The sequence below is a fragment of the Methylobacterium oryzihabitans genome (genome assembly GCF_004004555.2).
Lineage (GTDB): Bacteria > Pseudomonadota > Alphaproteobacteria > Rhizobiales > Beijerinckiaceae > Methylobacterium > Methylobacterium oryzihabitans.
Map to the genome: position 1 here is coordinate 1 of NZ_SACP01000032.1, position 25,012 is coordinate 25,012.

A 25,012-nucleotide genomic window follows, 5' to 3' on the forward strand; every position below is an offset into this window, starting at 1 on the left:
CAGGACGTGATCGGGGGTGCGGGTGAAGCGCACGCCGGCGCCGCCCGCCTCGTCGGCGGCCGCCCCTCGCGCCGGGGCCGGCTCGGCCTGCCGGCGGGCGCGGGTCAGCACCGCCCGGGCCGGACCGGCGGCGGGAATCGGTCCGGGCCAGCCGGTGCCGCGCGCCTCGTCGCGGGAGCGGGCGGGGTCCGGCGCCAGCGCCGGGTCGGGCGCCCAGTGCCGCTCGGGCGGCCGGGGCGGAGCCGGAACCGGCACCTCGGGGATGGCGGGCTGCGGAGCCACGGCGACCGGTTCCGGCGCGACAGGCGCGGGTACGACCGGCACCGGCACCGCCGGCGCGACCTCCGGCACCGCCGCGGCCGGGCGGGGCGGGGGCGGAGTCCAGGCCGGCACCTCGGGCGGCGTCCAGGCCTGCGGCGGCGCCCAGGCCGGCACGGCCGGGGGCCGCGTCGAGGCGCCCCACACGTCGGAGGGCGCGACGGGACCGGCATCCCACGCGGGCTCGATCCGGGCGGCGGGGGGCGGGGGCATTTCCGGCAGCGGGTCGGCGGTCGGGGTCGGCCGTCCGTCGGACATCCAGCTCGGGGTGGCGCGCCGGCTCAGCACGTAGTCGCGCTGGGCCTTGGCCGGGGTGGGTTGCGGCTCGCCGAGCCGCCGGGCGAGGATCGCCCGCAGGCTCATGAAGGTGTGGGCGAGGAGGCCGAGCGACAGCCCGCGGCGCTCGCCCGGAGGGATGCGGTCGCGCACCCGGTGCGGGTCGCGCAGGGAAGATTCGGAGATGGGTGGCCGTCCCGATGATCTCATGACGCTGGCTGCTTGGAGGCGGCGCGCCGCCGCGGCCGCTGGTGCCACCAGTTAGGCGGGGTATCGTTAACAGCCGATTAGGCAGGACCCGGCGGGCGGTCCTGGGGTCGCCCGCAGGGCGACGCTGCATGCCGGGCGCGGTGCGCTTTGCGCCCGAACAGCGCCCCGCGGAGCGGGTTCGAGGGGACGAATGTCCCCTCGAACGCAGAGCGGAGCGAAAGCCAAGTGAGCGGACGCGAACGCCGGCGCCTGAGGCCAGGCAAAAACCAGGGTCATCGCTCCGAAGCGATGGCCCTGGCGCCCGGGGTGCCAACCGGGCCCCCGGCGCGTTAGACAACCGCGAATGCCACCCGCGCGAGGTCGTCCGCGATGTTCCGATCCCTGTACCGGCACGGTTTCGCCCGGGTCGCGGCCTGCGTCGGCCGCAGCCACATCGCCGAGCCGGCCGCCAACGCCGCCGAGATCCTGCGGCTGGCCCAGACCTGCCACGCGCGCGGCGTGGCCGTGGCGGTGTTCCCCGAACTCGCCCTGTCGGCCTACGCGATCGAGGACCTGCTGCTCCAGGACACCCTGCTCGACGCCGTCGAGGCGGCGGTCGCGACCCTCAAGGAAGGGACCCGCGACCTGCTGCCGGTCCTCGTCGTCGGGGCGCCGCTGCGGCACGGCCACCGGATCTACAACACCGCGATCGTGCTCCATCGCGGCCGGGTGCTCGGGGTGGTGCCGAAGAGCTACCTGCCGAACTACCGCGAGTTCTACGAGAAGCGCCACTTCGCCGCCGGCGCCACGGTCGTCGGGGAGAGCCTGACGCTCGCCGGAGAGACGGTGCCGTTCGGGGTCGACCTGCTGTTCGCCGCCGACGACCTGCCCGGCCTCGTCGTCGGGGTCGAGATCTGCGAGGACATGTGGATCCCGGTCCCGCCCGCGGCGCTCGCGGCGCTCGCCGGCGCGACCGTGCTGGTCAACCTGTCGGGCAGCCCGATCACCATCGGGCGGGCGGACAGCCGCAGGCTCCTGTGCCAGTCGGCCTCGGCGCGCTGCCTGTCCGCCTACGTCTACGCCGCGGCGGGCCCGGGCGAATCGACCACCGACCTCGCCTGGGACGGCCAGACCGTCATCTGCGAGGACGGCGAGCTGCTCGCCGAGGGCGAGCGGTTCCCGCAGGAACCGCAGGTGACGGTGGCCGACATCGACCTCGACCGCCTGCGCCAGGAGCGTGCCCAGATGGGCAGCTTCGACGACAACGCCAAGGACCTGGCCAAAGCCCTCGTGCTCGGCCCGCGCCGCCGCATCGGCTTCACCCTGGCCCCGCCCGCCGCCGATCTCGGCCTCGCCCGCACCGTCGAGCGGTTCCCGTTCGTGCCCGCCGACCCGGCGCGCCTCGCCCAGGACTGCTACGAGGGCTACAACATCCAGGTCGCGGGCCTCGCCCAGAGGCTCGAGGCGACCGGCACCCGCCGGGTGGTGATCGGCATCTCGGGCGGGCTCGACTCGACCCACGCGCTCATCGTCGCCGCCCGCGCCTTCGACCGGCTCGGCCTGCCGCGCACCGACATCCTCACCTACACCATGCCGGGCTTCGCCACCTCGGCCGAGACCAAGGGCAACGCCCACCGGCTGATGGCGTCCCTCGGCACGACCGCCGAGGAGATCGACATCCGCCCGGCGGCGACCCGGATGCTCGCCGACATGGGCCACCCGTTCGGCCGCGGCGAGCCGGTCTACGACGTGACCTTCGAGAACGTGCAGGCGGGCCTGCGCACCGACTACCTCTTCCGCCTCGCCAACCGGCACAACGGCATCGTGGTCGGCACCGGCGACCTGTCGGAGCTGGCGCTCGGCTGGTGCACCTACGGCGTCGGCGATCAGATGTCGCATTACGCGGTCAATGCCGGGGTGCCCAAGACCCTGATCCAGCACCTGATCCGCTGGGTGATCGCGTCGGGCCAGTTCTCCGCCGAGGTCGGCGCGACGCTGGACGCGATCCTCGACACCGAGATCTCGCCGGAACTGGTGCCCGCCGCCGAGGGCGAGACGATCCAGAGCACCGAATCGAAGATCGGCCCCTACGCGCTCCAGGACTTCTCGCTGTTCTACACCCTGCGCTACGGCTACCGGCCCTCGAAGATCGCGTTCCTGGCGCTGCACGCCTGGAGCGACGCGGCGCGCGGGCCCTGGCCGCCGGGATTCCCCGAGGCCAAGCGCGGCGCCTACGACCTGCCGACGATCCGGCACTGGATGCGGGTGTTCCTCCAGCGCTATTTCGGCTTCAGCCAGTTCAAGCGCTCGGCCCTGCCCAACGGCCCGAAGGTCGCGGCCGGCGGCGCCCTGTCGCCCCGCGGCGATTGGCGCGCGCCCTCCGACGGCAATGCCCGCCCGTGGCTCGACGAATTGGAACGCAACGTGCCGGAAACCGAGTAGGAGAGCCGGGACACGACCGGCGGGACGAGAGATGGCGAACCGGACCACCTTCCTGGTGCAGACCTTCGAGATCAAGCGCAAGCGGCTGGTGCCGGGCGCCCGCGACACCGCGCCGACCGAGAGCGGCGCGCTCAAGCGGGCCGAGGCGGTCGCCCGGCGGATGGCCGGCGCCGCGGCGCTGAAGATCGTCGCCGACGACGAGACCGGCGAGCTCGACAGCGTGACGATCCTCGGCCAGTTCGGCGAGGTGCCGGAGGATTTCGCCGAGCAGGTGCGGGGCGGCTGAGAGGGAGGACGGGATGGCGTTCAAGGCCAAGTCGGCGGCGGAATCCAAGGCGGCGGAACTGGCCTCCGCCCTCGTCCGGATCGCCGACCGCGAGGGGGCGCCGCTTCATGTCGGCGTCGAGCCGCTGCGGCGGGCGAGCCCGAGGCTGACGCCGCTGGCGATCGGGCAACTGTTCCGCCGCCACCGCGACGAGCTGGAGGCGGCTTTGGCCGAGCGCGGCTACACCCTGGTCGATTACGCCGACGGCGGGCCGGGGCGCGGGATGGAGTTCGAGATCGGGGTCGCCTGAGACGGGTCTCGATCGGTCGCCCGGCGGATCCCCGCGGGATCGTGGCGACGGTCATGCCCTCGCTTCGGGCGAGCGCAGGCGCTCGCTGTCGCGAGGCGGAAACCGGCAGTGCTCGGGTCGGGGGGCCTCCGGCGCCACCGTGCGGACCGGTCATGCGTAGTGTCGAAACGAGTCGTCCGACGATCGTCTCGAACAACCCACCCGGGCAGATTTCCGGTGACGACATCGGCCGGCGCCGAGAAGGAAGACATCTCGAAGACCGATACGCAAGATCCGCACCGAGTCGACAATCGGCTCCGCACAGACGACGAAGACATCTCTGCTCGATTTCGCCGATCGGAACCGGCGGCATGATCTGCATTTATTCCTATACGCAGAGCGAAGACGATCAAGATGCCCATGCTTCGTGGCAGGCCGCTCCACACTCGTGCGAGCGCCGAGCCGTTGGTGCTCATTCATGCCTGTCACGATGGTCGCTGTTTCGGCGGCGAAGACGATGCAAGAGCGGAGGGCTGGAGCACTTCACGATCGCGTTGCGATCGCGGACCTCTCCAGGTCTTTGATTTTGCCGCATTTTCTTCGACGAACCGATATCCACTTCGTCGGAAGCCTGCTTAGTTTCTTGTTATGTCGCAGACTTTTGTCGCAAAACCGGCTACCACTTTCGCGAAATCTGCTGAGCAGAGTTGCCCTGTGCAGCTCTGCTCAGCCGACCCGGCTGGTGTCGCGCCACACCGCCCCGTCGGGTAGGCGGAGTTCCACCGTCTCCGACAGGCGCCCGCTCGGGGCGACCCGCAGGGCTTCCGGCCGGACCAGCTCGTCCTGGCGCTCCAGCGCCTCGGCGACGCTCATCGGCGGCGGGTCGCCGCCGCCGAGGCGGCGCCACCACGCCACCGCCTTCTCGCGCGGATAGCCGGTCTGCTCCAGGCCGAGGCGGATCCGGTGGCCGCCGGCGACCACGAAGGTGACGCCGAGCGCCGTGGCGCCGCCGGCCGGCTCGGCGGCGAGGCGCCAGCCCTCGACGGTCCGCCACCCGGCCGGCGCCGCCGCCGCCGACAGGATGCGGGAATCGTCGGCCTCGGCCGCGTGCGGCGCGGCCGCGTCGGGATCCGCCTCGGGCTCGGTCCAGCACGCCTCGCAGGTGCTGGCGTTGAGGGCGATCAGCGCGCCGCAGCCCGGGCAGGGCTTGGCCCGCGGCGCCTCGCCGCCGAGCTTCAGCGCCCGCGCGACGGCGTTGGCCGAGAGCGCGTCGACCGGGCCGTGGCGGCGCACCAGCCCGGCATAGTCGAGGACGAGGCAGTCGGCCTTGCCGGGCGCCCGGCGCAGGCCGCGCCCGACCTGCTGCACGTAGAGCCCGGTGCTCTCCGTCGGCCGCAGCAGGGCGATGAGGTCGGTGCCCGGCACGTTGAACCCGGTCGCCAGCACCCCGACCGAGGTGAGGCAGCGCAGCCGCCCCTCGCGAAAGGCCCGGATGACCCGGTCGCGCTCGGCCGGGGGCGTCTCGCCCGAGACCGCCTCGCACGAATACCCCTCCGCCCGCACCGCGTCGCGCACCGCCGCGGCGTGGGCGACTCCGGCGCAGAAGGCGAGCCACGCCCGGCGCCCGGCGCCGTAGGCCACCATCTCGGCCACCGCCGCCCGGGTGACGGCGTCGCGGTTGACCGCCGCCTCCAGGGCGCCCGGCACGTAGTCGCCGCCGCGCCGGGGCACGCCGGACACGTCGAGGACCGTCGCGGTCGCCTTCGAGACCAGCAGCGACAGGTAGCCGTCGCGGATCAGGTCGCCGACCTGGGCCTCGTGGACGATGCGGTCGAACACGCGGCCCGCCCCCTCGTCGAGGCGGCCGCTGTCGAGCCGGTAGGGCGTGGCGGTGAGGCCGACGAGCTTCAGGTCCGGCGAGGCCGCCCGCGCCGCGTCGAGGAAGCGGCCGTAGCGCGTGTCGGCGGAGCGCGGGATCAGGTGGGCCTCGTCGACGACCACGAGGTCGAGGTGACCGAGCCGGTCCAGGCGGTTCCACACCGTCTGAATGCCGCAGAACACCACCTGCGCGTCCTCGTCGCGCCGGCGCAGCCCGGCCGAGACGATCCCGGCCGGTGCCCCGGGCCACAGGGCGAGGAGCTCGGCGTGGTTCTGGGCGATCAGCTCGCGGGAATGGGTCACCACCGCGACCCGGGCGCCGGGGGCACGCTCGAGGGTCTCGCGGATCAGGGCGGCGATGACGAGGCTCTTGCCGGCGCCGGTCGGCAGCACGACGAGGCCGCTGCGCCCGCCCCGGGCCCAGTCGTCGGCGAGGGCATCGAGGCTGGCGCGCTGGTAGGGACGAAGGCGCAACAGAACTCCCTCGGGCGACCGGAAGGCGGGGCTCTAGAGCCTGCCGGTCGCGAAGGGAAGCACCCGGCGCGGCAGCGCCGGGTGCGCGATCAGGCGGCGCGGCGCAGGGCGGCCGGCGGCGCCTCCTCGGCGACCTCGTCGGTGTGGACCTCGAACTTGGCGAGCCAGGCCGGCCCGAAGCTCGTCGAGATCGCCACGTCGGTGGCGTCGCGGCCGCGTGCGATGACGATGCGGCCGATGCGCGGCGTGTTGTGGCGGGCGTCGAAGGTGTACCAGCGCCCGCCGAGATAGACCTCGAACCACGCCGAGAAGTCCATCGGGTCGGGAACCGCCGGCACGCCGATGTCGCCGAGATAGCCGGTGCAGTAGCGCGCCGGGATGTTCATGCAACGGCAGAACGTCACCGCGAGGTGGGCGAAGTCGCGGCACACCCCTTCGCGCTGGTTGTAGGCGTCGAAGGCGCTGCGGGTGCAGTCGGCGCGCTGGTAGTCGAACCGGATGTGGTTGTGCACGAAGTCGACGATCGCCTGGACCCGGGCCCAGCCGAGCGGCGTGTTACCGAACAGCGACCACGCGGTGGCCGACAGCTTGTCGGTGTCGCAGTAGCGGCTGCCGAGCAGGAACGGCAGCACCTCGTTCGGTAGCTCCTCGACCGGGGTCTGGGCCGCGTCGGGCGCGATCTCGTCGGGTTGGCCCGAATCGGCGACCTCGAAGCTCGACCGCATGGCGATGCGGCCACCCGGGGCGGTGATGCGGGTGCAGACGTTGCCGAAGGCGTCGACGAACTGGTGCGCCGGGACCGGCGGATCGAAGGTGATCGTCTCCGGGGTAAGCACGTCGCCGGCGCGGGACGGATGCGTCGTCAGCATCAGCACCATCGGGGTCGGGACGGGCGTGTCGAAGGCGATGTCGAAACCGGTGCGGATTTTCATCGTGGGGCCGCGTCTTGTGGACAGTGTGGAGCATAAGACGCACGGCGTCGCGTTGTTCCCCTGCGCTCGCCCGTCGGCGTGCCCAAATGTTCGGCAGGTTTGCTTTCGGGAAGCGCGGGCTCAACTTCTGGTGGCCGGTCGTGCGGTGTACCACGCGCCAGCGGTCACCTCGAGGTAGAGAGGGTGAAGGTCAAATCTAGCTGAACCTCGCAGTCACTTGTGCGGTGACGATGCTCCAGAGGCGGGAAAGTCCCGCCTCACCCGCCCGTCACCACGTCCGCGAGCAGCTTCAGGTTGAGCACCACGACCAGTCCCGCGATCGCCCAGGACAGCCCCTTGAGCCACGGCCGGATCACGAACTCGCCCATCTTCCGCTTGTCGGAGACGAACTGCACCAGCGGCACGATCGCGAACGGCAACTGCATCGACAGCACGACCTGGCTCAGCACGAGGAGCCGGGCGGTGCCCTGCTCGCCGTAGAGCGCCGTCACCGCGACGACCGGCACGATGGCGATGCCGCGGGTGACGAGGCGGCGCGCCCAGGGCGGCAGGCGCAGGCGCAGGAAGCCCTCCATCACGATCTGCCCGGCGAGCGTCGCCGTCACCGTGGAGTTGAGGCCCGAGGCGAGCAGCGCGACCGCGAACAGGGTCGAGGCGATGCCGGCGCCGAGCAGCGGCGACAGCAGGGCGTGGGCCTGCTCGATCTCCTCGACGTCGGTGTGGCCGGTGGCGTGGAACACCGTCGCGGCCATGATGAGGATCGCCGCGTTGACGAACAGGGCCAGCGTCAGCGCGACGGTGGAGTCGATGGTGGCGAAGCGCAGGGCCGAGGCCCGGCCGGCGGGGGTGCGCGGGTAGGCCCGGGTCTGCACGATCGACGAGTGCAGGTAGAGGTTGTGCGGCATCACGGTGGCGCCGAGGATGCCGATGGCGAGGTAGAGCGCCGCCGGGTCGGACACGATCGTGGCGCTCGGCACGAAGCCGGCGAGCACCTCGCGCACCGGCGGGGCCGCCATCACGATCTGGATGGCGAAGCAGACGAAGATCAGCGTCAGCAGCGCGATCACGAAGGCTTCGAGCGCCCGGAAGCCGCGGCGCAGCAGCAGCAGGACGAGGAGCGCGTCGAGGCCGGTGAGGATCGCGCCGACGATGAGCGGCAGGCCGAACAGCAGCTTAAGGGCGATGGCGGTGCCGATCACCTCGGCGAGGTCGCAGGCGATGATCGCCGCCTCGCAGGCGAGCCAGAGCGCGATGCCGACCGGGCGCGGGTAGTGGTCGCGGCAGGCCTGGGCGAGGTCGCGGCCGGTGACGATGCCGAGCCGGGCCGACAGCGCCTGGAGCACCACCGCCATCAGGTTGGACAGCAGGATGACGGCGAGCAGGGTGTAGCCGAACTTCGCCCCGCCGGCGAGGTCGGTGGCCCAGTTGCCCGGGTCCATGTAGCCGACCGAGACCATGTAGCCGGGCCCGATGAAGGCGAACAGGCGCCGCAGCCAGTGCCCGCCGGCGGCGACCGGCACGCTGGCGTTCATGCCGCCGAGGCTCGGCGCATCGCCCTCCCGGCTCCGCCAGCCCCGCTCGCAGACCTGCCCGTCCGCCATGCCCGGCTTCTCCCCTCGCCCGCGCCACCTTGGCGCGTCGCCCTAACCTAATGCGCCTTATAGCAAGGGCTATACAGATTTGTCGGGGCTGCGATGCCGCAGCGGCCGGGCGTGACCTTGTGGCGACACCGGCCGCGGTTTGCGTTGCGGGCGGCGATGGGCTTTATGCCCCTGCGGCCGGGAGAGGGCCGCGCTGCGGGAGCGATGCCGTGACCGACTTCGCGATCTTCCTCGATTTCGACGGCACCCTGGTCGAGATCGCGCCGCGGCCCGACGCGGTGGTGGTCGAGCCCGGCCTGCCGGGGGTCCTCGACGCCCTGCGCGACCGGGTCGGCGGGGCGCTCGCCCTCGTGACCGGCCGGCCGATCGCCACCATCGACGGCTTCCTGGCGCCGGGACGCTACGACGTCGCCGGGCTGCACGGGGTCGAGAGCCGCCGCGGCGGGCGCGTCGCCGGCTGCGAGCCCGAGGCGTTTCCGGCCCTGCGCGCCGGTCTCGCGGGGATCCGGCAGACGGTCGCCCCGCTCGACGGCGTGCTGATCGAGGACAAGGGCTGCTCGTTCGCGGTGCATTGGCGCCTCGCCGGCGAGGCCGATGCCGCCCGCGCGCAGGCGGCGGTGGAGGCTCTGGCCGGGCAACTCGGCGCGGAGTACCGGCTCCAGCTCGGCAAGGCGGTCGGCGAGATCCTGCCGGCCAGCGCCACCAAGGGCCACGCGATCCGCGCCTTCCTGGACGAGCCGCCCTATGCCGGCCGCCGGGCGCTGTTCTTCGGCGACGACCTCACCGACGAGAAGGCGTTCGCGGTGGTCGACCGGGACGGCGGCGTCGCGGTCCGGGTCGGGGACGGCGACACGATCGCGGCCCGCCGCCTGCCGTCGCCGGCCGCCGTGCGCGAAGTGCTGGCCGCCTGGGCGGCGGGCGCTCCGATCGACCCCGACCGGCTGCCGCCGGCCTGACGCAAGGCATCAGCCGCCGCCGGCAAGTCTCGGCAGGGCGTGCTGTTTCATCCTCGTCCATCACCTGAACCGGGAACCCTGCTCGCCATGTTTCGTTCGGTCCTGTCCCTCACCGGAGCCTTGCTGATCGCCATGAGTGCCACCGCTTCCGCCGCTGAGTTCACCACCACGCCGTCGGGCCTGAAGGTCAAGGACGAGGTCGTGGGCACCGGCCCCGAGCCGAAGGCCGGCCAGACCGTCGACGTCCACTACACCGGCTGGCTCGACGACAAGGGCAAGCGCGGCCGCAAGTTCGACAGCTCCCTCGACCGCAAGCAGCCGCTCAGCTTCGCCGTCGGCACCGGGCAGGTGATCCGCGGCTGGGACGAGGGCCTGCTGTCGATGAAGGTCGGCGGCAAGCGCACCCTGGTGATCCCGCCGGACCTCGGCTACGGCGCCCGCGGGGCCGGCGGCGTGATCCCGCCGAACGCGACCCTGATCTTCGACGTCGAACTCATCGGCGTGCGCTGAGCCCCGTGCCGGCGCGACCGAGACCCCTACGACCAAGACCTGCACGGCCATGACCCCCACGATCTACGTCGACGCCGATGCCTGCCCGGTGAAGGACGAGGTCTACCGGGTCGCCGGGCGCTGCGGCTGCCACGTCGTCGTGGTGGCCAACGCGTTCCTGAACGTCCCGCGCGAGGCGTGGATCGAGCGGGTCGTGGTCTCGGACGGCTTCGACGCCGCCGACGACTGGATCGCCGAGCGGGCCGGCGCCGGCAGCATCGTGGTCACGGCGGACGTGCCGCTGGCGAGCCGCTGCGTGAAGGCCGGTGCCACCGTGATCGCGCCGAACGGCAAGCCGTTCTCGGAATCCGGCATCGGGATGGCGCTCGCCACCCGCAACCTGATGCAGGACCTGCGCGAGGCCGGCGCGGTCACCGGCGGTCCGCGTCCGTTCACCGCGCGCGACCGCTCCGCCTTCCTGGGCGCCCTCGACCGGGCGGTGGTGCGGCTGCGGCGGAGCCCTCCGGCGTCGTAGCGCGATCCGCCGTCCGGTTCGCGACCCGACCCACCGGTTTTCAGCCCGTCGGAGGAATCGAGGAACACCCGGTCGGGATCGTGCCGGCCCCGGAACGCGCACAGCCGCCATTTTCGGGCGTGAACGCAGCCATGGCGCCGTCCGATCGCTCGACCGTGCTCGCCTCGCCGATATCGGTGCCGTGATGTCGGGCCGCAGCGCGGCGGTCATGTGGTTTCTGATTGATCGCTCGGCGATCCCTGCGGGATCGCTTCGCGTGCGGAAACCGGCTTCGCTCAAGCGTGTGGAGCCTCCGGCTCCACCGCGCGGGCTGGCGATACGCAATCCGGAAGCAATCTTCCGGATTGCGTATCATCGTCCGGTGCCGGCCGCCGTTGGCCTGTCCTCGGCGGTACAGGATGGCGACCCCGGTAGGGCTCGAACCTACGACCTGCCGCTTAGAAGGCGGCTGCTCTATCCAGCTGAGCTACGGAGTCTGGCGCCGACCGCCCCCACAAGCCACGGGTTCGGGCCGCGGTCAAGAGGTTCCGCCAGCACGCACTTTCCCGCTCCGGGGAGGTCGGACCGGCGACGCTCCCGGCCGGAAACGGCCCGCGCGTCGCCTCTCCGTTTCGCTCCCGAGCAGCATCCCGGCCGTCCGGATCCCACGGGCGGGCCACGAGCCGTCGCGAGGGCGCCAGCATCGCATTCGGGTCGGCGGGCGCGACACGCCGAAGGGACCCCGGCGGCCCGTCGTCCGGTCGAGGCGGCCGCGCGCCGATTGCACGGCAAGGAACGGGATGCCGATTCCGCGCCCCGCTGCGACACTGGCCCGGTTCAGGCAGGAGGCTCCCCATGGTCCGGTTCCGCTGTGTCCCGATCGCCGACGAGGCCGCGTCCCGGTTCCGCCGCACCGGGCGCGACGACCGCGGGAACGCGGTCCGGCGCGTCGCCGCGTCGAGCCCGACCGGCTTCCCGTGCCGGTCGTGCCTGCACTGCGCCGACCCGGGAGAGCCGATGCTGCTCGGCTCCTACGACCTCGTGGGACCCCGGGGCATCTACTGGACCCCGAGCCCGATCTTCCTCCATGCCGAAGCCTGCAAGCCCTACGCGGCAGCCGACGAGATCGCGCCGGTCATCCGCGCGAACGCCCTCGTGTCGGTGCGGGCCTACGACGCCGAGGACCTGTGCCTGTATGACCTCGGGCGGGTCGGCGCCGGGGCGGAGATCGATCCGGATCTCGACCGGGCGCTGGCGGATGCGCGCACGGCGTTCGTGAACGTGCACACCGCGCGGCCGGGCTGCCTGCTGGCGCGGGTCGAGCGCGTGCGCTGACGCCCGGCGCCGGCCCCGGGACGCCGGAACGGCGGTCCGGGGCCTTCGACGGTCAGACTCTCAGGTCGAAGCGGTCGAGGGTCATCACCTTGTCCCAGACCTTCACGAAGTCGCGCACGAACCGCTCGTGGCCGTCGGCGCCGGCATAGACCTCGGCCACCGCCCGCAACTGGGCATTCACGCCGAAGACGAGGTCGCACCGCGTCGCGGTGAACCGGGTCTCCCCGGTCGCCCGGTCGTCGAGCCGGAAGCTCATTCCGGCCGCGTCGGCCTTCTTCCACTCGTAGTCCATGCTGGTCAGGACGGTGAAGAAGTCGTTGGTGAGCACCCCGACGCGGTCGGTGAAGATGCCGTGGCGCGCGCCGTCGTGGTTGAGGTCGAGCGCCCGCAGGCCGCCGGTCAGCGCGACCCATTCGGGCGCGGTGAGCGCCAGCAGGTTGGCCCGGTCGAGGAAGACCTGCTCGGGGGCGACCCGGCCGCGGGTGATCTCGGAAAAGCCGTCGTCGACGTAGTTGCGGAAGCCGTCGACCACCGGCTTGAGCCACTCGAAGCTCTCCGCGTCGGTGAGGTCCGGCGTGGTGTCCATCCGGCCCGGCGCGAACGGGACGGCGACCGCCACCCCGGCGTCCCGCGCCGCGACCTCGACCGCGGCGCAGCCGCCGAGCACGATGAGGTCGGCGAGCGACACCTTCCTGCCCCCGGCCGCCCGGGCGTTGAAGTCCGCCGCGACGGCCCGCAGCGTCTCGACCACCGGCGCCGCGCGCCGGTTGACCGCCCACCCGGCCTGCGGCGCGAGCGCGAGACGGCCGCCATTGGCCCCGCCGCGCTTGTCGCTGTTGCGGTAGGTCGAGGCCGCCGAGAACGCCGTGAAGGCGAGGTCCGACACCGAATGGCCCCGGCCGAGGATGTCGGCCTTGAGCGCCGCCACGTCGGCCTCGTCCACCAGCGGGTGGTCCACCGGCGGGATCGGGTCCTGCCACAGCAGGTCGTCCTCGATCCGCGCCTCGGGCCCGAGGTAGCGCTCCTTCGGCCCCATGTCGCGGTGGGTCAGCTTGTACCACGCCTTCGAGAATTGCAGCGTGAAATACTCGAAGTCGTTCAGGAACCTCTCGCAGATCTCGCGGTAGACCGGGTCGGTCTTGAGCGCGATGTCGCTGGTCATCATCATCAGCGGATGGGTCCGGCCCGGGACGTGGGCGTCCGGCGTGCGCGGGGCGTCCGGGTCGGTCGGCTCCCATTGCAGGGCGCCGGCGGGGCTCCTGGTCTGCTTCCACTCGAACCTGAACAGGTTCTCCAGGTAGCTGTTGTCCCACTGCGTCGGATCGGGCGACCACGAGCCCTCGATGCCGTTCGTCATCGTGTACTCGGCGAAGCCCGGGCCCTCGGGATTGTGCCAACCGAGGCCCATCGCCTCCATCGGGGCGATCTCCGGCGGCGGGCCGACCCGGTCGGCCTTGACCATGCCGTGGCTCTTGCCGAAGGCATGGCCGCCGGCGATCAGCGCGACGGTCTCCTCGTCGTTCATCGCCATGCGGGTGAAGGTGATGCGGATGTCTCGGGCCGAGGCGAGCGGGTCGCCGCTGCCGTAGGGCCCTTCGGGATTGACGTAGATCAGCGCCTGGTGCGAGGCCGCGAGCGGGTTCTCCAGGTCGTAGTCGGGGTCGCCGTTCGTGCCCCGCCAGCGCTTGTCGCGGGTCACCATGGCGTCGGGGGATTGCGGGGCGGTCGGGTCCCACAGTTCCGGGCCCCAGTAGGTGGCGTTGTCCGCCTCCCAGGCGTCGCGGCGCCCGCCGGCGAAGCCGTAGGTCGGGAAGCCCATGATCTCGAGCGCGCAGGTGCCGGTCAGCACCATCAGGTCGGCCCAGGACAGGGCGTTGCCGTATTTCTGCTTGATCGGCCAGATCAGGCGGCGGGACTTGTCGGTGTTGCCGTTGTCCCACCAGCTGCTGATCGGGGCGAAGCGCTGCAGGCCCTCGCCGGCGCCGCCGCGCCCGTCGGCGATGCGGTAGGTGCCGGCGGAGTGCCACGCCATCCGGATCATCTGCGGCCCGTAATGGCCGTAGTCGGACGGCCACCACGCCACGGAGCTCGTCAGGAACGCCTTGATGTCGGCCTTGAGCTGCTCGTAGTCGATCGACGCGAACGCGGCCCGGTAGTCGAAGTCCGGCCCGAGCGGGTCGGCCTGCGGGCCGTTCTGGTGCAGCATCTCGACGCGCAGGCGGCCGGGATACCACTCCTCCAGCGTCGGCGGCGTCGTGAACGATCCGCCGATGCGGTCGCCGCCGAACGGGCACTTGCCCGAAAGGACATCGGTATAGGTCTGCATGGTCCGTCCCCTTGTCGTTGCGGAGGCGCCGGGCAGGGGGCGGCCACGATGCCCCGACCGTCTGTCCAGCCCAGGTCCCGGCGTCGCCGGCCCGTGTCCACGGATGGCTGCCGAAGACGATCCCTCGGCGGGTGGCCCGCCGCCGGCTCGTCTCGACCGCACGCGCCAGTAGATGCGGCACGGCCCCGGTTCCGGGCAGGACCAGCGTCGTTTCGGCGCACCGGATCGGGGTCGTGCCGGCGGCCTGCCGCAATGCCGCCGCCGTCCGCATCGCCCGGCCCCGCGGCCTCGTCTTCCGGGCGCGGCCGGCGCCACTCCCCGCCCGGAATGCTGCCGCAGGGTATCCACCGGCGGGACCCCGCGCCGGGCGCGCCGCCGCGAAACCGCCCTTCCGACGAAAGACCGTCGCCGCCGCATCCTCAACCGCGCCGCGGCGATGTATGAGGAAGGACTCCGCCCGTCCCCCGTCGTCCCCGCCTCCATGTCCCATACCGGATTGCACGATCCGACCCTCGTCGCGCTCTCGGTGCTGATCGCGATGATCGCCGCCTACACCGCCCTCGACCTCGCCGCGCGCATGCGCGCCACCACCGGCTGGCCGGCGCTGGCGTGGCTGGCGACCGCCGCCGTCGCGATGGGCGGCGGGGTATGGTCGATGCACTTCGTCGCGATGCTGGCCTTCAGCCTGCCCGGGATGGAGGCGAGCTACGACCTCACCCTCACGCTGGTCTCGATGGCGCTGCCGGTCGCGGCGACCGCCCTCGGGTTCTTCCTCGCCGCCCGCGGGCGGCCGGGCGAGCGCCCGGGTCCCGTGGCGCTCGCCGCCGGCGGGACGGCGATGGGCCTCGGCGTCGCCGCCATGCACTATACCGGGATGGCGGCGATGCGCCTGCCGGCGGAACTGCACCACGCCCCCGGCTGGGTCGCGGTGTCGCTGCTGATCGCGGTCGGGGCGGCGACCGTCGCGCTCCACCTCGCGCAGCGCACCGTCGGATTCGGCGCGCGCCTCGCCGCCGCGGCGGCGATGGGGCTCGCCGTCGCCGGGATGCACTACGCGGCGATGCAGGGTGTCGAGGCCCACGTCCACGCGGCGCCCGCCGGCGGGGCGGGCCTGCCACAGACCCAGCTCGCCCTGTGGGTCACCGGCACGACCTTCCTGATCCTGGTCCTGGCGCTCGTCGCCGCGATGGTCGACCGCCACGTCGCCGACCGGGTCGCGCGCGAGGCGGCGGCCCTGCGCGCCAGCGAGGAGCGGTTCCGGCTGCTGCTCCAGAGCGTCACCGACTACGCCATCTTCATGCTCGACGACGAGGGCCGGGTCGCGAACTGGAACGCCGGCGCCGCGCGCATCAAGGGCTACGCCGCCGACGAGGTGGTCGGCAGCCATTTCTCGCGCTTCTACACCCCGGAGGACCGCGCGGACGGCCTGCCGGAGCGGGCGCTGGCGACCGCGGCGCGGGACGGGCATTTCGAGCAGGAGGGCTGGCGGGTGCGCCGGGACGGCAGCCGGTTCTGGGCCAGCGTCGTCATCGACCCGGTGCGCGACGAGGCCGGCCGGGTGATCGGCTACGCCAAGGTCACCCGCGACATCACCGAGCGCAAGCAGGCCCAGGAGACCCTGGAGCGGACCCGCACCGCCCTGTTCCAGGCCCAGAAGATGGAGGCGGTGGGCCAGCTCACCGGCGGGGTCGCGCACGACTTCAACAACCTGCTGATGGCGGTGCTCGGGAGCCTCGAACTGCTGCGCCGGCGCCTGCCCGACGACCCCAAGCTCGTCCGCCTGCTCGACAACGCGGTCCAGGGCGCGCAGCGCGGCGCCGCCCTGACCCAGCGCATGCTCGCCTTCGCCCGCCGCCAGGACCTCAAGCCGGAGCCGGTGGCGCTGCCCGACCTCGTCCACGGCATGTCGGACCTGCTCCAGCGCTCGATCGGCCCGGCGATGCGGATCGAGACCCGCTTTCCCCTCGGCCTGCCGGCGGTGCTGGCCGACGCCCACCAGCTCGAACTCGCGCTGCTCAACCTCGCGGTCAACGCCCGCGACGCGATGCCGGACGGCGGCGAGATCGTGATCGGCGCCCGCGAGGCCGGCGAGGACGACCGCCTCGGCCTCGATCCCGGCCGCTACCTGTGCCTGTCGGTCGCCGATACCGGGCAGGGCATGGACGAGGCGACGCTCGCCCGGGCGCAGGAGCCGTTCTTCACCACCAAGGGCGTCGGCAAGGGCACCGGGCTCGGCTTGTCGATGGTCCACGGCCTCGCCGAGCAGTCGAAGGGCCGCCTGCGGCTGAGGAGCCGCCCGGGGATGGGCACCGTGGCGGAGATCTGGCTGCCGGTGGCCGAGGGCGAGCCGGTGCCGGCTGGGCGCGCGCCGGCCGTGGCCCTGCCGCGGGAGGCCCGGCGCGGGCTCGCCGTCCTCGTCGTCGACGACGACCCGCTGGTGCTGGAGAACACCGCCGCGATGCTGGAGGATCTCGGGCATCAGGTCATCGAGGCGCGCTCGGGCCAGGAGGCCCTCGACCTCATCGGCCGCACCCGGACGCTCAACCTCGTCGTCACCGACCAGGTGATGCCGGCGATGACCGGCACCCAGCTCCTGCAGCGGATCCGGGCGCTGCGGCCCGACCTGCGGGCGATCCTGGCGAGCGGCTACGCCGAACTGCCCGAGGAGGCCGGCGACGGCGCCCTGCGGCTCGCCAAGCCGTTCGACCAGGAGCGGCTGGCCTGGGCGATCCACCTCACCCTCGACGCCGGCACGGCCGAGCGGGTGGTGCCGTTCCGCTCCCGGGCGGGGTGAGGGCCGGCGCCGCCCGGTGCGGTCGGCGCCGCCCGGTGCGTTCAGCGCCGCACGGTGCGTTCAGCGCCGCACGAGGATGTCCTCGGCCCGGTCGAGCTGCACCACGCGCGACTGGGCGGCGGCGACGCTGTAGCCGAGGGACCGGGCGGTGCCGGGCAGGTCGCGCACCGCCGCCCGGCCGGCCTCGGCCCCGTGGCAGATCGCGAAGTACAGGGCGACGAAGTTGGCGTTGCGGCGCACCGTCTCGCGCGAATCCGCGGTCGCGGCGGGCGCGATCATCAGGGCGGTGAACCGGCCGCCCTGCCCGGACAGGATCGCCGGGCGCGTCGTCGAGCAGAAGACGTAGCCGGCCTCCTCGGCGCCCGCGGTGCGGCCCTGGTGGCTGGCGTGGAAGGTCCTGACCCGGGTCCGGTTGAGGGTGCCGTCGGCGGCCCGCGTCACCGGCTCGACCCCGGCGACGCTGAACTCGTCGCAGCCGTCCTTCTGGCACAGGCCGCGGATCAGGTCGGTCCGGCCGGCGTCCTGCGCGAGGGCGGGGCCGGACAGGGCGAGAGCGAGGGCGAGCGCGGTGGTGCGGACGAGCATCCGATGTCCCGGGTTGCGGCGGCGTCCCGGGTGCTTGGCGCAGCAACCGGACGAGATCATGGCCGCGGGATCCCCGACTTGGCTTCAGGGCAACCGCCGCCTATAGGTGGTGTCAACCAAGACAAGAACCGGAGGAGCGACGACCATGGGCGGGTACTGGTTCTGCGACACCCTGCAGGGCGAGTTCCGGATCGCGCCGACCCGATGGGCCGGGCAGGACCGCGTGCTGCTCTCCTACGAGGGCGAGGCGCTCGGCTGCTACGATACGGCCGAGGTCGCCCTCGACCGCCTGCTCCAGGGCGAGACCTGCCCGCCCTCCTGCGGCCTCGACCTGCGCCGGCTTCCGGTGCCGGCGCGCCTGTCGGACTGGGCCTACGCCGCCCGAGGCTGACCCTTCCGCCGCCGTTCACCATGGCGTCGCGCCCCGGATGTCGCGGCCGGCCGTGCCCGGCCCGTTAACTCCGGGTGCCGTAGGGTCGGAATCCGATCCGGGAGGGCCTGTCGGACGTCGCCGACGGCGTCGGCCTGCCCGCCGCATCCGAGGAGGATGGCATGGGACCGATGCGACGCCGGAGCGCGGGCGGGCTCGCCGCCCTCGCGATCCTCGCCGCCACGCCGTGCGGCGCGCAAGTCGCCGACAACTCGCGAGTCATCGACAACTGGAGCGAGATGCGGGCGGCCCTGCGCCGGTGCTGGGAGGTGCCGCCCGGCACCGAGGGGTCGTTCGTGACCTACCGGTTCTCGCTCGGCAGGACCGGCGCGCTGATCGGGCGGAAGCTCGTCACCGGCAAGCATCTGGCCGGCGACGAGGCGGCGCGGGCGCGGTTCCTGGAGAGCGGCGAGGCGCTGCTGCGGACCTGCCTGCCGTTGCCGGTGACGCCGGGCTTCGGGGCGCAGTTCGGCCTCAACACCATCACCCTGACCCTGGTCAACGGCGCCGCCGTGGCGCCGCGCAACCTCAACAACGCGATCACGCTGTCGGCGCGGGACTAGATAGAAACTGGCTGCAAACGGCTGGTTTTGCAGTCGAAATTTTGAGCGCGGGATCCCCTCTCCCGAGTGGGAGAGGGGTAGGGGTGAGGGTGGCTCGGGTTCAGGAGAAAACGCTGAACGTCGAACTGCGCAGCTCAACCGTCAGTGCCTCATCCTGAGCCGTCTCCACCCTCACCCCCGGCCCCTCTCCCACTCGGGAGAGGGGGACCCGCGTTAGGACGAAGACCGCTTTCCACGGCTGCAACGGGAGCAGAAAACTGCCGCCTCGTTTCATCCGCAAGGGACGGCCATGCCGGTGAGCAACTGATACGGAGTCCGGAAGATCGCTTCCGGACTCCGTATCACCAGCCCGCGTGGCGCTCGAGCGAAGCCGGTTTCCGCATCGCGGATGCGATCCGCCAGGATCGCCGAGCGATCATTCGGAAACCGCATGACGCCGCCGGCCTCAGGCCCCCCCGAACCGCGGCGCCCGCTTGGCGAGGAACGACTCGACGCCCTCGCGGAAGTCGGCGGTCTCGGCACAGGCGAGGAAGCTCGCCGATTCGGCCGCGAGCTGGCCGGCGAGGTCGCGGCCGGAGGCGTCGCGCAGCAGCCGCTTCATCGCCCCGTAGGCGGTCGTCGGCCCCTCGGCGAGGCGGGCGGCCAGGGCCTCGGCCTCGGCGGCGAGGTCGCCGGCCGGCACGACCCGGTTGACGAGGCCGAGGCGCTGCGCCTCGGCGGCGTCGAGCACCGGGTTGAGCAGCGCGATCTCCATCGCCTTGCGCAAGCCCACCACCCGCGGCAGCGACCACGTCGCGCCGCCGTCGGCCGAGGTGCCGAGCCGGGTATAGGCGAGGGTGAAGCGGGCATCGTCGGCCGCGAGGGCGAGGTCGGCGGCGAGCATCACGCTCACCCCCGCCCCGGCGACGGCGCCGTGGACCGCGGCGAGCACCGGCTTGGGGCCGGTGGTCAGCACCATCAGCGCCTCGTGCAGCGCGTCCATCAGGGCCCGGACCGGGCTGTCCTCCGGGCCGGAGGCCAGAAAGGTCGCGACGTCGCCGCCGGCCATGAAGGCGCGCCCGGCGCCGCGCAGCAGCACCGCCCGCACGGACTCGTCCGCCATCGCCGCGCGGCTGGCCGCGAGCAGCGCCCGGGCGGTGGCGAGGTCGAGGGCGTTGAGCACGGCGGGCCGCTCGAAGGTCAGGACCGCGACCGCGCCGCGGCGCTCGACCCGCAGGCCCGATCCGTCAGTGCTCACGCGCGGCCTCCGGCCGGGCGGCCTCCGGAGCGGGAGCCGCCCGGCCCTCGTCGGCGGACCAGTCGAGGTCGGCGTAGAGGGTGCGCAACTCGCGCTTGAGCAGCTTGCCGGCGGTATTGCGCGGCAGGTCGTCCTGGAACAGGACCCGCTTGGGCACCTTGAACGGCGCCAGCCCGGTGCGGCAATGGGCGATCAGCTCGTCGGCGCCGGCCTCGTGGCCCGGCCGCATCACCACCACCGCGGTCACCGCCTCGATCCATTTCGGGTGCGGCAGGGCGATCACCGCGACCTCCGACACGCCCGGATGGGTGAACAGCACCTCCTCGACCTCGCGGCTCGCCACGATGGTGCCGCCGGTCTTGATGACGTCCTTCACCCGGTCGACGACGGTGATGTAGCCCTCCTCGTCCATGATGCCGACGTCGCCGGAATGGAACCAGCCGCCGCGGAACGCCTCGGCGGTCTCCTCCGGCTTGTCCCAGTACCCCGCCATGAGCTGGGGCGAGCGGTGGACGATCTCGCCGCGCTCGCCGGGGGCGACGTCGCGCAGCGCCTCGTCGACGATCCGGGTCTCGACGTTGAACACCGGGCGGCCGCAGGAGGCCGGCCGGGCGTCGTGCTCCTCGGGGCGCAGCACGGTGGCGAGCGGGGCGATCTCGCTCTGGCCGTAGCAGTTGTAGGGCCGCGCCCCGGGCAGGCGGGCGCGCAGCTCCTCCAGCACCGGCACCGGCATGATTGAGGCGCCGTAATAGATGTGGCGCAGGCTCGTCAGGTCGCGCTTGGGGAAGTCGGGGCAGCGCAGCAGGCTGATCCACACCGTCGGCGGCGCGAAGAACGAGGTCAGCCGGTGCTCCTCGATCAGCCGCAGGCAGGTCTCGGGCGCCGGCGCCTCGATCAGCACCGTCTCGGCCCCGGCGAGAAGCTGGGGCATCGTGAAGGCGTGCATCTGGGCGGTGTGGTAGAGCGGCAGGGCCGCCAGCGCGCGGTCGCCGGGGCCGAAATCGAGGGCGAGGATGCAGCTCAGGTACTCCGCCAGCAGCCCGCGGCTCGTCATCATCGCGCCCTTGGGCGCGGCGGTGGTGCCCGAGGTGTAGAGGAGCTGGACCACGTCGGCCTCGTCGAGGGCGACCTCGACCGCCGGCACGTCGTTGTCGGCGGAGGCGAGCCGCAGCACGTCGAGGCCGTTGCCGTCGAACAGCGTCGCGAACCACGGCGACGGCCGCTCGCCGAGCGCCTCGCGGGCGTTGCCCTCGAGCTTCGGGTCGGCGATCAGCGCCCGGGCGCCGGACTGCTCGACGACGTAGCGCAGCTCGCGCCCGGTCAGGGCGTAGTTCACCGGCACGTGGATGATCCCGGCCCGGGCGCAGGCGAGCCAGAGGATCAGGTAGGCGTCGGAGTTGCGCCCGAGGGCGGCGAGGCGGTCGCCCCGTCCCAGCCCGGCATCGAGCAGGCCGCGGGCGACCCGGTCCACCGCCCGGTCGAGGGCGGAGAAGCTCCAGCTCCGGCCGGCGAAGGACAGGGCGGTGCGGTCGCGGTAACGCCGCGCCGTGCGGCGCAGGGCGTCGGAGATCGTGTCGCGCCGGGCGCGGTCGGCCTCGTGCGCGGCGGGCGATCCGTCGGATGCCATGGGTGAACCCTCCCTGGGTCTCGGCTTGATTGCGCCTGCCGTTGTCGACGGGCGTGCCGTTGCAGCGGTGATACTGAGGAAAGACCGGAAGACCAAGCCGGACCTGCGGGCCCGGGCCGGGGAGGGCGGGTCAGGCCGCGACCGGGCCGCGCCGGCGCTTCAGCTCGGCGCGGGCGATGGTGCGCAGGTGGACCTCGTCGGGCCCGTCGACGAAGCGCAGGGCGCGGCCCCAGGTGTAGAGGTAGGCCAGCGGGGTGTCGTCGGTGAGGCCGCGGGCGCCGAAGACCTGGATCGCCCGGTCGGCGATCCGGGTCTGGAGCCGCGCCGCCGCGACCTTGATCGCGGCGATCTCGGTGCGGGCGGCCTTGTTGCCGCTCGTGTCCATCAGCCAGGCGGCCTTGAGGTTGAGGAGCCGGGCCTGCTCGATCTCGATGCGCGACTCGGCGATCCAGTCCTGGATGTTGGCGTAGGACGCGAGATCCCGGCCGAAGGTCCGGCGCGACAGGGCGCGCTCGCACATCAGCTCCAGCGCCAGCTCGCACTGGCCGATGGTGCGCATGCAGTGGTGGATGCGCCCGGGGCCGAGGCGGGCCTGGGCGATGGCGAAGCCGGCGCCCTCCTCGCCGAGGAGGTTCGCCGCCGGCACCCGCACGGACTCGAACGCGACCTCGCAATGGCCCTCGGGGGAGTGGTGGCCCAGGATCGGGACGTTGCGCACCACCCGGAAGCCCGGCGTGCCCGCCGGCACGATGACGAAGGAGTGGCGCCGATGCGGGTCGGCGTCGGGGCGCGGATCCGACAGGCCGAAGACCAGCGTGAAGGCGAAGTTCGGGTGCAGCGCCCCGGTGGTGAACCACTTGCGCCCATCGATGACGAGGTCGTCGCCGTCGCGCCGGATCGTGGTCTCGAGGTTGGTCGGGTCGGAGGAGGCGACCTCCGGCTCGGTGATCGACACGCCCGAGCGGATGCGTCCGTCGAGCAGCGGGTCGAGCCAGCGCGCGCGCTGCTCCGGCGTCGCGAACAGGTGGAGGATCTCCATGTTGCCGGTGTCGGGGGCGTTGCAGTTGAACACCTCCGAGGCCCACGGCACCCGCCCCATGATCTCGGCGAGCGGGGCGTATTCGAGGTTCGACAGCCGGGTCCCCGGCTCGTCGGGCCGCAGGGCGGGCAGGAACAGGTTCCACAGGCCGCGGCGGCGGGCCTCGGCCTTCAGCGGCTCGACCACGTCGAGGGGATAGGTTCCCCCGGCGGCGATGCGGTTCCAGTCGCGGTCGCGCGGCAGCACCGCCTCGTCCATGAAGGACTGCAAGGCGGCGCGAAGCTGCTCCGTGCGGGCCGTGTAGGCGAAGTCCATGGCGTTCCCTCGGCGTGATTCTTGTCGTCGGGTCGTTGCGTGTCCGCGCCGGCTTCAGCCGGCCGGGGGGGCCGGCGCGGCGAAGCCGGCGAGCAGCATCGCCACCATCCGCTCGCCGATCTCCTCGCCGGTGAGCGGCCCGGCGGGGTCGTACCAGCGGGCGATCCAGTTCAGGGCGCCGGTGATGGTGAAGGTCGCCAGCACCACGTCGCAGGGCCGGATCGAGCCCTCGCGGATGCAGGCGCGCAGGAGGTCGCGCACGCGCCCGTCGATCTTGCGCTTGCCGTCGCGGAACCGCGTCCGGCCCTCCTCCGACAGGTCCGGCTCGGAGATGCGGGTGACGCACATCCCGAAATCCATTGTCATCACCTCGGCGTAGCGCCGCAGGGCGGCCCGCAGCCGGTCGAGGGCGCTGAGCGCCTCCCGGTCAGCCTCCGCGATGGCGTCGTCGATCATCGCGAGGCCGCGGGCCACGCAGGCGACCAGGATCTCGTCCTTGTTGCGGAAGTAATGGTAGATCGTCGGCTTGGTGATGTTCAGCCGCTCGGCGACGTCGTCGAGGGAGGTCGCGCGCACGCCGCGCTCGCAGAACGACTGCGCGGCGACCCGCAGCACCGCGTCGCGCTTCTCGCTCCGGTCGGCCTCGCGCCCGAAGGCGTCCTTCCAGGGCGACTGCTCCACCGCCATGCCGTGCTCCGCCGGACCGGAATTCCCGCTTGCTTACTCGCGAGTATAGAGCATACTCCCGATTAAATACAAGTCGCGCCGGCTCCCGCACCCGGGATGCACAAGGGCAGCCGCCCGGCGCAGGGAGGACACCCATGAGCCGGACCGTCGTGATCGCGGGCGGCGCCCGCACGGCCATCGGTGGCTTCGGCGGCGCCCTGTCGGGCCACGCGCCGACGCAGCTCGGCGCGCTGGTGACGCGGGAGGCGCTGGCGCGGGCCGGGGTTCCGGCCGGCGAGGTCGGGCACGTCGTGTTCGGCAACGTCATCCTGACCGAGTCGCGCGACGCCTACCTCGCCCGGATCGCCGCCATCGACGGCGGCATCCCGCAGGAGGTTCCGGCCCTGACCCTGAACCGCCTGTGCGGCAGCGGCGTCCAGGCGATCGTCTCGGCGGCGCAGTCGATCATGCTCGGCGACGCCGACGTCGCGGTGGCCGGCGGCGCGGAATGCATGAGCCGCGCGCCCCACCTCGTCCACGCGGCGCGGTTCGGCCGGAAGATGGGCGACGTGGCGGTGGCCGACCACCTCACCGGCATCCTCACCGACCCGTTCGGGCACGGCATCATGGGGATCACCGCCGAGAACGTCGCGGCCCGCTACGGGGTGAGCCGCGAGGAGCAGGACGCCTTCGCCCTCGAGAGCCAGCGCCGGGCCGCCGCGGCGATCGACGCCGGGCGCTTCCGCGAGCAGATCCTGCCGGTCGAGGTGCGCCGGGGCCGCGACTCGATCCTGTTCGACACCGACGAGCACCCCAAGCGCGACGCCACCGCCGCCGGCCTCGCGGCCCTGCGGCCGACCTTCCAGCGCGACGGCACCGTCACGGCCGGCAATGCCTCGGGCATCAACGACGGCGCGGCGGCCCTGGTGCTGGTCGAGGAGGAGCGGGCGAGGCGCGACGGGCTGCCGGTGCTGGCGCGGATCGTCGGCTACGCCCATGCCGGGGTCGATCCCTCCGAGATGGGCATCGGTCCCGTCCCGGCGGTGCAGGGCCTGCTGAAGCGGACCGGCCTGTCGGTGGCGGATTTCGACGTCGTCGAGTCGAACGAGGCGTTCGCGGCCCAGGCCTGCGCGGTGTCGCGGGCGCTGGGCTTCGACCCGGCGCGGGTCAACCCGAACGGCGGCGCGGTCGCCCTCGGCCATCCGGTCGGGGCGACCGGCGCGATCCTCGCGCTCAAGGCGATCCACGAACTCGGCCGCATCGGCGGCGGGCTGGCGCTCGTGACGATGTGCATCGGCGGCGGGCAGGGCATCGCGCTCGCCCTGCGCAGCGCCTGACGCAAGAACGACGGCGCGGCGGATCTCCGCCGCGCCGCGGGACCCGAGGCGCACGGCCCGCGGAAACGGCCGACGAACAGCGCCCGGCAAAAGGGACGAACCGCCACCGGTCGGGGGCCCGCAGCGGCTTCCAGG

General features: G+C 73.0%; 20 protein-coding genes, 1 tRNA gene and 1 pseudogene. 11 read left to right on the plus strand and 11 right to left on the minus strand.

Annotation, left to right across the window (positions count from 1 at the left end; all coding sequences use genetic code 11):
• Nucleotides 1-747 (minus strand): annotated as a pseudogene (locus tag EOE48_RS23560) (hypothetical protein); the annotation flags it as partial.
• Nucleotides 748-1,173: 426 nt separating this feature from the next.
• Here EOE48_RS23560 and EOE48_RS23565 point away from each other — a divergent pair.
• Genes EOE48_RS23565 through EOE48_RS23575 form a run of 3 tightly spaced genes read left to right on the plus strand, consistent with a single transcriptional unit; the run spans nucleotide 1,174 to nucleotide 3,800 of the window.
• Nucleotides 1,174-3,225, plus strand: coding sequence for an NAD(+) synthase (locus tag EOE48_RS23565; RefSeq protein WP_127733332.1), 2,052 nt, complete (start codon nucleotides 1,174-1,176; stop codon nucleotides 3,223-3,225).
• A 31-nt stretch (nucleotides 3,226-3,256) separates the two neighbouring features.
• Nucleotides 3,257-3,511: a hypothetical protein gene (locus EOE48_RS23570; protein WP_127733333.1), complete on the plus strand. Its 255-nt coding sequence runs from the start codon at nucleotides 3,257-3,259 to the stop codon at nucleotides 3,509-3,511.
• 13 nt (nucleotides 3,512-3,524) lie between these two features.
• Nucleotides 3,525-3,800: an adenylosuccinate synthase gene (locus EOE48_RS23575; RefSeq protein ID WP_127733334.1), complete on the plus strand. Its 276-nt coding sequence runs from the start codon at nucleotides 3,525-3,527 to the stop codon at nucleotides 3,798-3,800.
• A gap of 705 nt (nucleotides 3,801-4,505) precedes the next feature.
• Here EOE48_RS23575 and EOE48_RS23580 read toward each other — a convergent pair.
• The 3 genes from EOE48_RS23580 to EOE48_RS23590 all read right to left on the minus strand — a co-directional run bounded on the left by EOE48_RS23580 (nucleotide 4,506) and on the right by EOE48_RS23590 (nucleotide 8,664).
• On the minus strand, nucleotides 4,506-6,134 hold the full coding sequence (locus EOE48_RS23580) for a DEAD/DEAH box helicase (RefSeq protein WP_127733335.1): 1,629 nt from the start codon (nucleotides 6,132-6,134) through the stop codon (nucleotides 4,506-4,508).
• Between the two features lie 86 nt (nucleotides 6,135-6,220).
• Nucleotides 6,221-7,063: a transglutaminase-like domain-containing protein gene (locus EOE48_RS23585; protein ID WP_127733336.1), complete on the minus strand. Its 843-nt coding sequence runs from the start codon at nucleotides 7,061-7,063 to the stop codon at nucleotides 6,221-6,223.
• Nucleotides 7,064-7,320: 257 nt separating this feature from the next.
• The gene (locus EOE48_RS23590; protein ID WP_127733337.1) at nucleotides 7,321-8,664 is read right to left on the minus strand and encodes an Nramp family divalent metal transporter; all 1,344 of its coding nucleotides are present in this window, start codon (nucleotides 8,662-8,664) and stop codon (nucleotides 7,321-7,323) included.
• Between the two features lie 209 nt (nucleotides 8,665-8,873).
• Here EOE48_RS23590 and otsB point away from each other — a divergent pair, with 209 nt between their 5' ends.
• The 3 genes from otsB (at nucleotide 8,874) to EOE48_RS23605 (ending at nucleotide 10,644) form a co-directional block, all read left to right on the plus strand.
• Nucleotides 8,874-9,620, plus strand: coding sequence for a trehalose-phosphatase (otsB, locus tag EOE48_RS23595; protein ID WP_127733338.1), 747 nt, complete (start codon nucleotides 8,874-8,876; stop codon nucleotides 9,618-9,620).
• Between the two features lie 87 nt (nucleotides 9,621-9,707).
• The gene (locus EOE48_RS23600) at nucleotides 9,708-10,130 is read left to right on the plus strand and encodes an FKBP-type peptidyl-prolyl cis-trans isomerase (RefSeq protein WP_127733339.1); all 423 of its coding nucleotides are present in this window, start codon (nucleotides 9,708-9,710) and stop codon (nucleotides 10,128-10,130) included.
• A gap of 49 nt (nucleotides 10,131-10,179) precedes the next feature.
• Nucleotides 10,180-10,644 carry a YaiI/YqxD family protein gene (locus EOE48_RS23605; RefSeq protein WP_127733340.1) on the plus strand — a complete coding sequence of 155 codons (465 nt, stop codon included), beginning with the start codon at nucleotides 10,180-10,182 and terminating at the stop codon, nucleotides 10,642-10,644.
• Between the two features lie 399 nt (nucleotides 10,645-11,043).
• Here the strand turns inward: EOE48_RS23605 and EOE48_RS23610 are convergent.
• Nucleotides 11,044-11,120 (minus strand) — tRNA-Arg (locus tag EOE48_RS23610).
• A 358-nt stretch (nucleotides 11,121-11,478) separates the two neighbouring features.
• Here EOE48_RS23610 and EOE48_RS23615 point away from each other — a divergent pair.
• The gene (locus tag EOE48_RS23615) at nucleotides 11,479-11,958 is read left to right on the plus strand and encodes a DUF1203 domain-containing protein (RefSeq protein WP_127733341.1); all 480 of its coding nucleotides are present in this window, start codon (nucleotides 11,479-11,481) and stop codon (nucleotides 11,956-11,958) included.
• Between the two features lie 52 nt (nucleotides 11,959-12,010).
• Here the strand turns inward: EOE48_RS23615 and katG are convergent, their stop codons facing one another.
• Complete coding sequence (katG, locus tag EOE48_RS23620) at nucleotides 12,011-14,284, minus strand: catalase/peroxidase HPI (RefSeq protein ID WP_127733342.1); 2,274 nt, start codon at nucleotides 14,282-14,284, stop codon at nucleotides 12,011-12,013.
• Between the two features lie 481 nt (nucleotides 14,285-14,765).
• On the opposite strand from katG, the gene EOE48_RS23625 reads away from it, so the two are divergent.
• On the plus strand, nucleotides 14,766-17,078 hold the full coding sequence (locus EOE48_RS23625; protein ID WP_127733343.1) for an MHYT domain-containing protein: 2,313 nt from the start codon (nucleotides 14,766-14,768) through the stop codon (nucleotides 17,076-17,078).
• Nucleotides 17,079-17,138: 60 nt separating this feature from the next.
• Here the strand turns inward: EOE48_RS23625 and EOE48_RS23630 are convergent, their stop codons facing one another.
• Complete coding sequence (locus EOE48_RS23630) at nucleotides 17,139-17,663, minus strand: hypothetical protein (RefSeq protein ID WP_127733344.1); 525 nt, start codon at nucleotides 17,661-17,663, stop codon at nucleotides 17,139-17,141.
• A 145-nt stretch (nucleotides 17,664-17,808) separates the two neighbouring features.
• On the opposite strand from EOE48_RS23630, the gene EOE48_RS23635 reads away from it, so the two are divergent.
• Both EOE48_RS23635 and EOE48_RS23640 read left to right on the plus strand, forming a co-directional pair.
• Nucleotides 17,809-18,054 (plus strand): hypothetical protein, encoded by a 246-nt coding sequence (locus EOE48_RS23635; protein ID WP_127733345.1) that lies wholly within the window; start codon nucleotides 17,809-17,811, stop codon nucleotides 18,052-18,054.
• Nucleotides 18,055-18,224: 170 nt separating this feature from the next.
• Complete coding sequence (locus EOE48_RS23640) at nucleotides 18,225-18,656, plus strand: hypothetical protein (protein WP_127733346.1); 432 nt, start codon at nucleotides 18,225-18,227, stop codon at nucleotides 18,654-18,656.
• A 445-nt stretch (nucleotides 18,657-19,101) separates the two neighbouring features.
• On the opposite strand, the gene EOE48_RS23645 is transcribed toward EOE48_RS23640, so the two are convergent.
• The 4 genes from EOE48_RS23645 to EOE48_RS23660 all read right to left on the minus strand — a co-directional run bounded on the left by EOE48_RS23645 (nucleotide 19,102) and on the right by EOE48_RS23660 (nucleotide 23,561).
• Nucleotides 19,102-19,893, minus strand: a complete 792-nt coding sequence (locus EOE48_RS23645) for an enoyl-CoA hydratase-related protein (RefSeq protein ID WP_127733347.1) — start codon at nucleotides 19,891-19,893, stop codon at nucleotides 19,102-19,104.
• On the minus strand, nucleotides 19,883-21,520 hold the full coding sequence (locus tag EOE48_RS23650) for an acyl-CoA synthetase (RefSeq protein WP_127733348.1): 1,638 nt from the start codon (nucleotides 21,518-21,520) through the stop codon (nucleotides 19,883-19,885). The genes EOE48_RS23645 and EOE48_RS23650 overlap by 11 nt, the downstream gene beginning before the upstream one ends.
• Before the next feature lie 130 nt (nucleotides 21,521-21,650).
• Nucleotides 21,651-22,874: an acyl-CoA dehydrogenase family protein gene (locus tag EOE48_RS23655; RefSeq protein WP_127733349.1), complete on the minus strand. Its 1,224-nt coding sequence runs from the start codon at nucleotides 22,872-22,874 to the stop codon at nucleotides 21,651-21,653.
• Between the two features lie 54 nt (nucleotides 22,875-22,928).
• Nucleotides 22,929-23,561 (minus strand): TetR/AcrR family transcriptional regulator, encoded by a 633-nt coding sequence (locus EOE48_RS23660; RefSeq protein WP_127733350.1) that lies wholly within the window; start codon nucleotides 23,559-23,561, stop codon nucleotides 22,929-22,931.
• A gap of 134 nt (nucleotides 23,562-23,695) precedes the next feature.
• Between EOE48_RS23660 and bktB the strand changes: the two genes are divergently transcribed.
• Nucleotides 23,696-24,877, plus strand: coding sequence for a beta-ketothiolase BktB (gene bktB, locus EOE48_RS23665; protein ID WP_127733351.1), 1,182 nt, complete (start codon nucleotides 23,696-23,698; stop codon nucleotides 24,875-24,877).
• The last annotated feature ends 135 nt before the right edge of the window (nucleotides 24,878-25,012 follow it).

Coding starts and splice junctions, on each gene's coding strand:
- EOE48_RS23565 (WP_127733332.1), top strand. CDS start 1,174: ATGTTCCGATCCCTGTACCGGCACGGTTTCGCCCGGGTCGCGGCCTGC.
- EOE48_RS23570 (WP_127733333.1), top strand. CDS start 3,257: ATGGCGAACCGGACCACCTTCCTGGTGCAGACCTTCGAGATCAAGCGC.
- EOE48_RS23575 (WP_127733334.1), top strand. CDS start 3,525: ATGGCGTTCAAGGCCAAGTCGGCGGCGGAATCCAAGGCGGCGGAACTG.
- EOE48_RS23585 (WP_127733336.1), bottom strand. CDS start 7,063: ATGAAAATCCGCACCGGTTTCGACATCGCCTTCGACACGCCCGTCCCG.
- EOE48_RS23590 (WP_127733337.1), bottom strand. CDS start 8,664: ATGGCGGACGGGCAGGTCTGCGAGCGGGGCTGGCGGAGCCGGGAGGGC.
- EOE48_RS23600 (WP_127733339.1), top strand. CDS start 9,708: ATGTTTCGTTCGGTCCTGTCCCTCACCGGAGCCTTGCTGATCGCCATG.
- EOE48_RS23605 (WP_127733340.1), top strand. CDS start 10,180: ATGACCCCCACGATCTACGTCGACGCCGATGCCTGCCCGGTGAAGGAC.
- EOE48_RS23615 (WP_127733341.1), top strand. CDS start 11,479: ATGGTCCGGTTCCGCTGTGTCCCGATCGCCGACGAGGCCGCGTCCCGG.
- katG (WP_127733342.1), bottom strand. CDS start 14,284: ATGCAGACCTATACCGATGTCCTTTCGGGCAAGTGCCCGTTCGGCGGC.
- EOE48_RS23625 (WP_127733343.1), top strand. CDS start 14,766: ATGTCCCATACCGGATTGCACGATCCGACCCTCGTCGCGCTCTCGGTG.
- EOE48_RS23630 (WP_127733344.1), bottom strand. CDS start 17,663: ATGCTCGTCCGCACCACCGCGCTCGCCCTCGCTCTCGCCCTGTCCGGC.
- EOE48_RS23635 (WP_127733345.1), top strand. CDS start 17,809: ATGGGCGGGTACTGGTTCTGCGACACCCTGCAGGGCGAGTTCCGGATC.
- EOE48_RS23640 (WP_127733346.1), top strand. CDS start 18,225: ATGCGACGCCGGAGCGCGGGCGGGCTCGCCGCCCTCGCGATCCTCGCC.
- EOE48_RS23650 (WP_127733348.1), bottom strand. CDS start 21,520: ATGGCATCCGACGGATCGCCCGCCGCGCACGAGGCCGACCGCGCCCGG.
- EOE48_RS23655 (WP_127733349.1), bottom strand. CDS start 22,874: ATGGACTTCGCCTACACGGCCCGCACGGAGCAGCTTCGCGCCGCCTTG.
- EOE48_RS23660 (WP_127733350.1), bottom strand. CDS start 23,561: ATGGCGGTGGAGCAGTCGCCCTGGAAGGACGCCTTCGGGCGCGAGGCC.
- bktB (WP_127733351.1), top strand. CDS start 23,696: ATGAGCCGGACCGTCGTGATCGCGGGCGGCGCCCGCACGGCCATCGGT.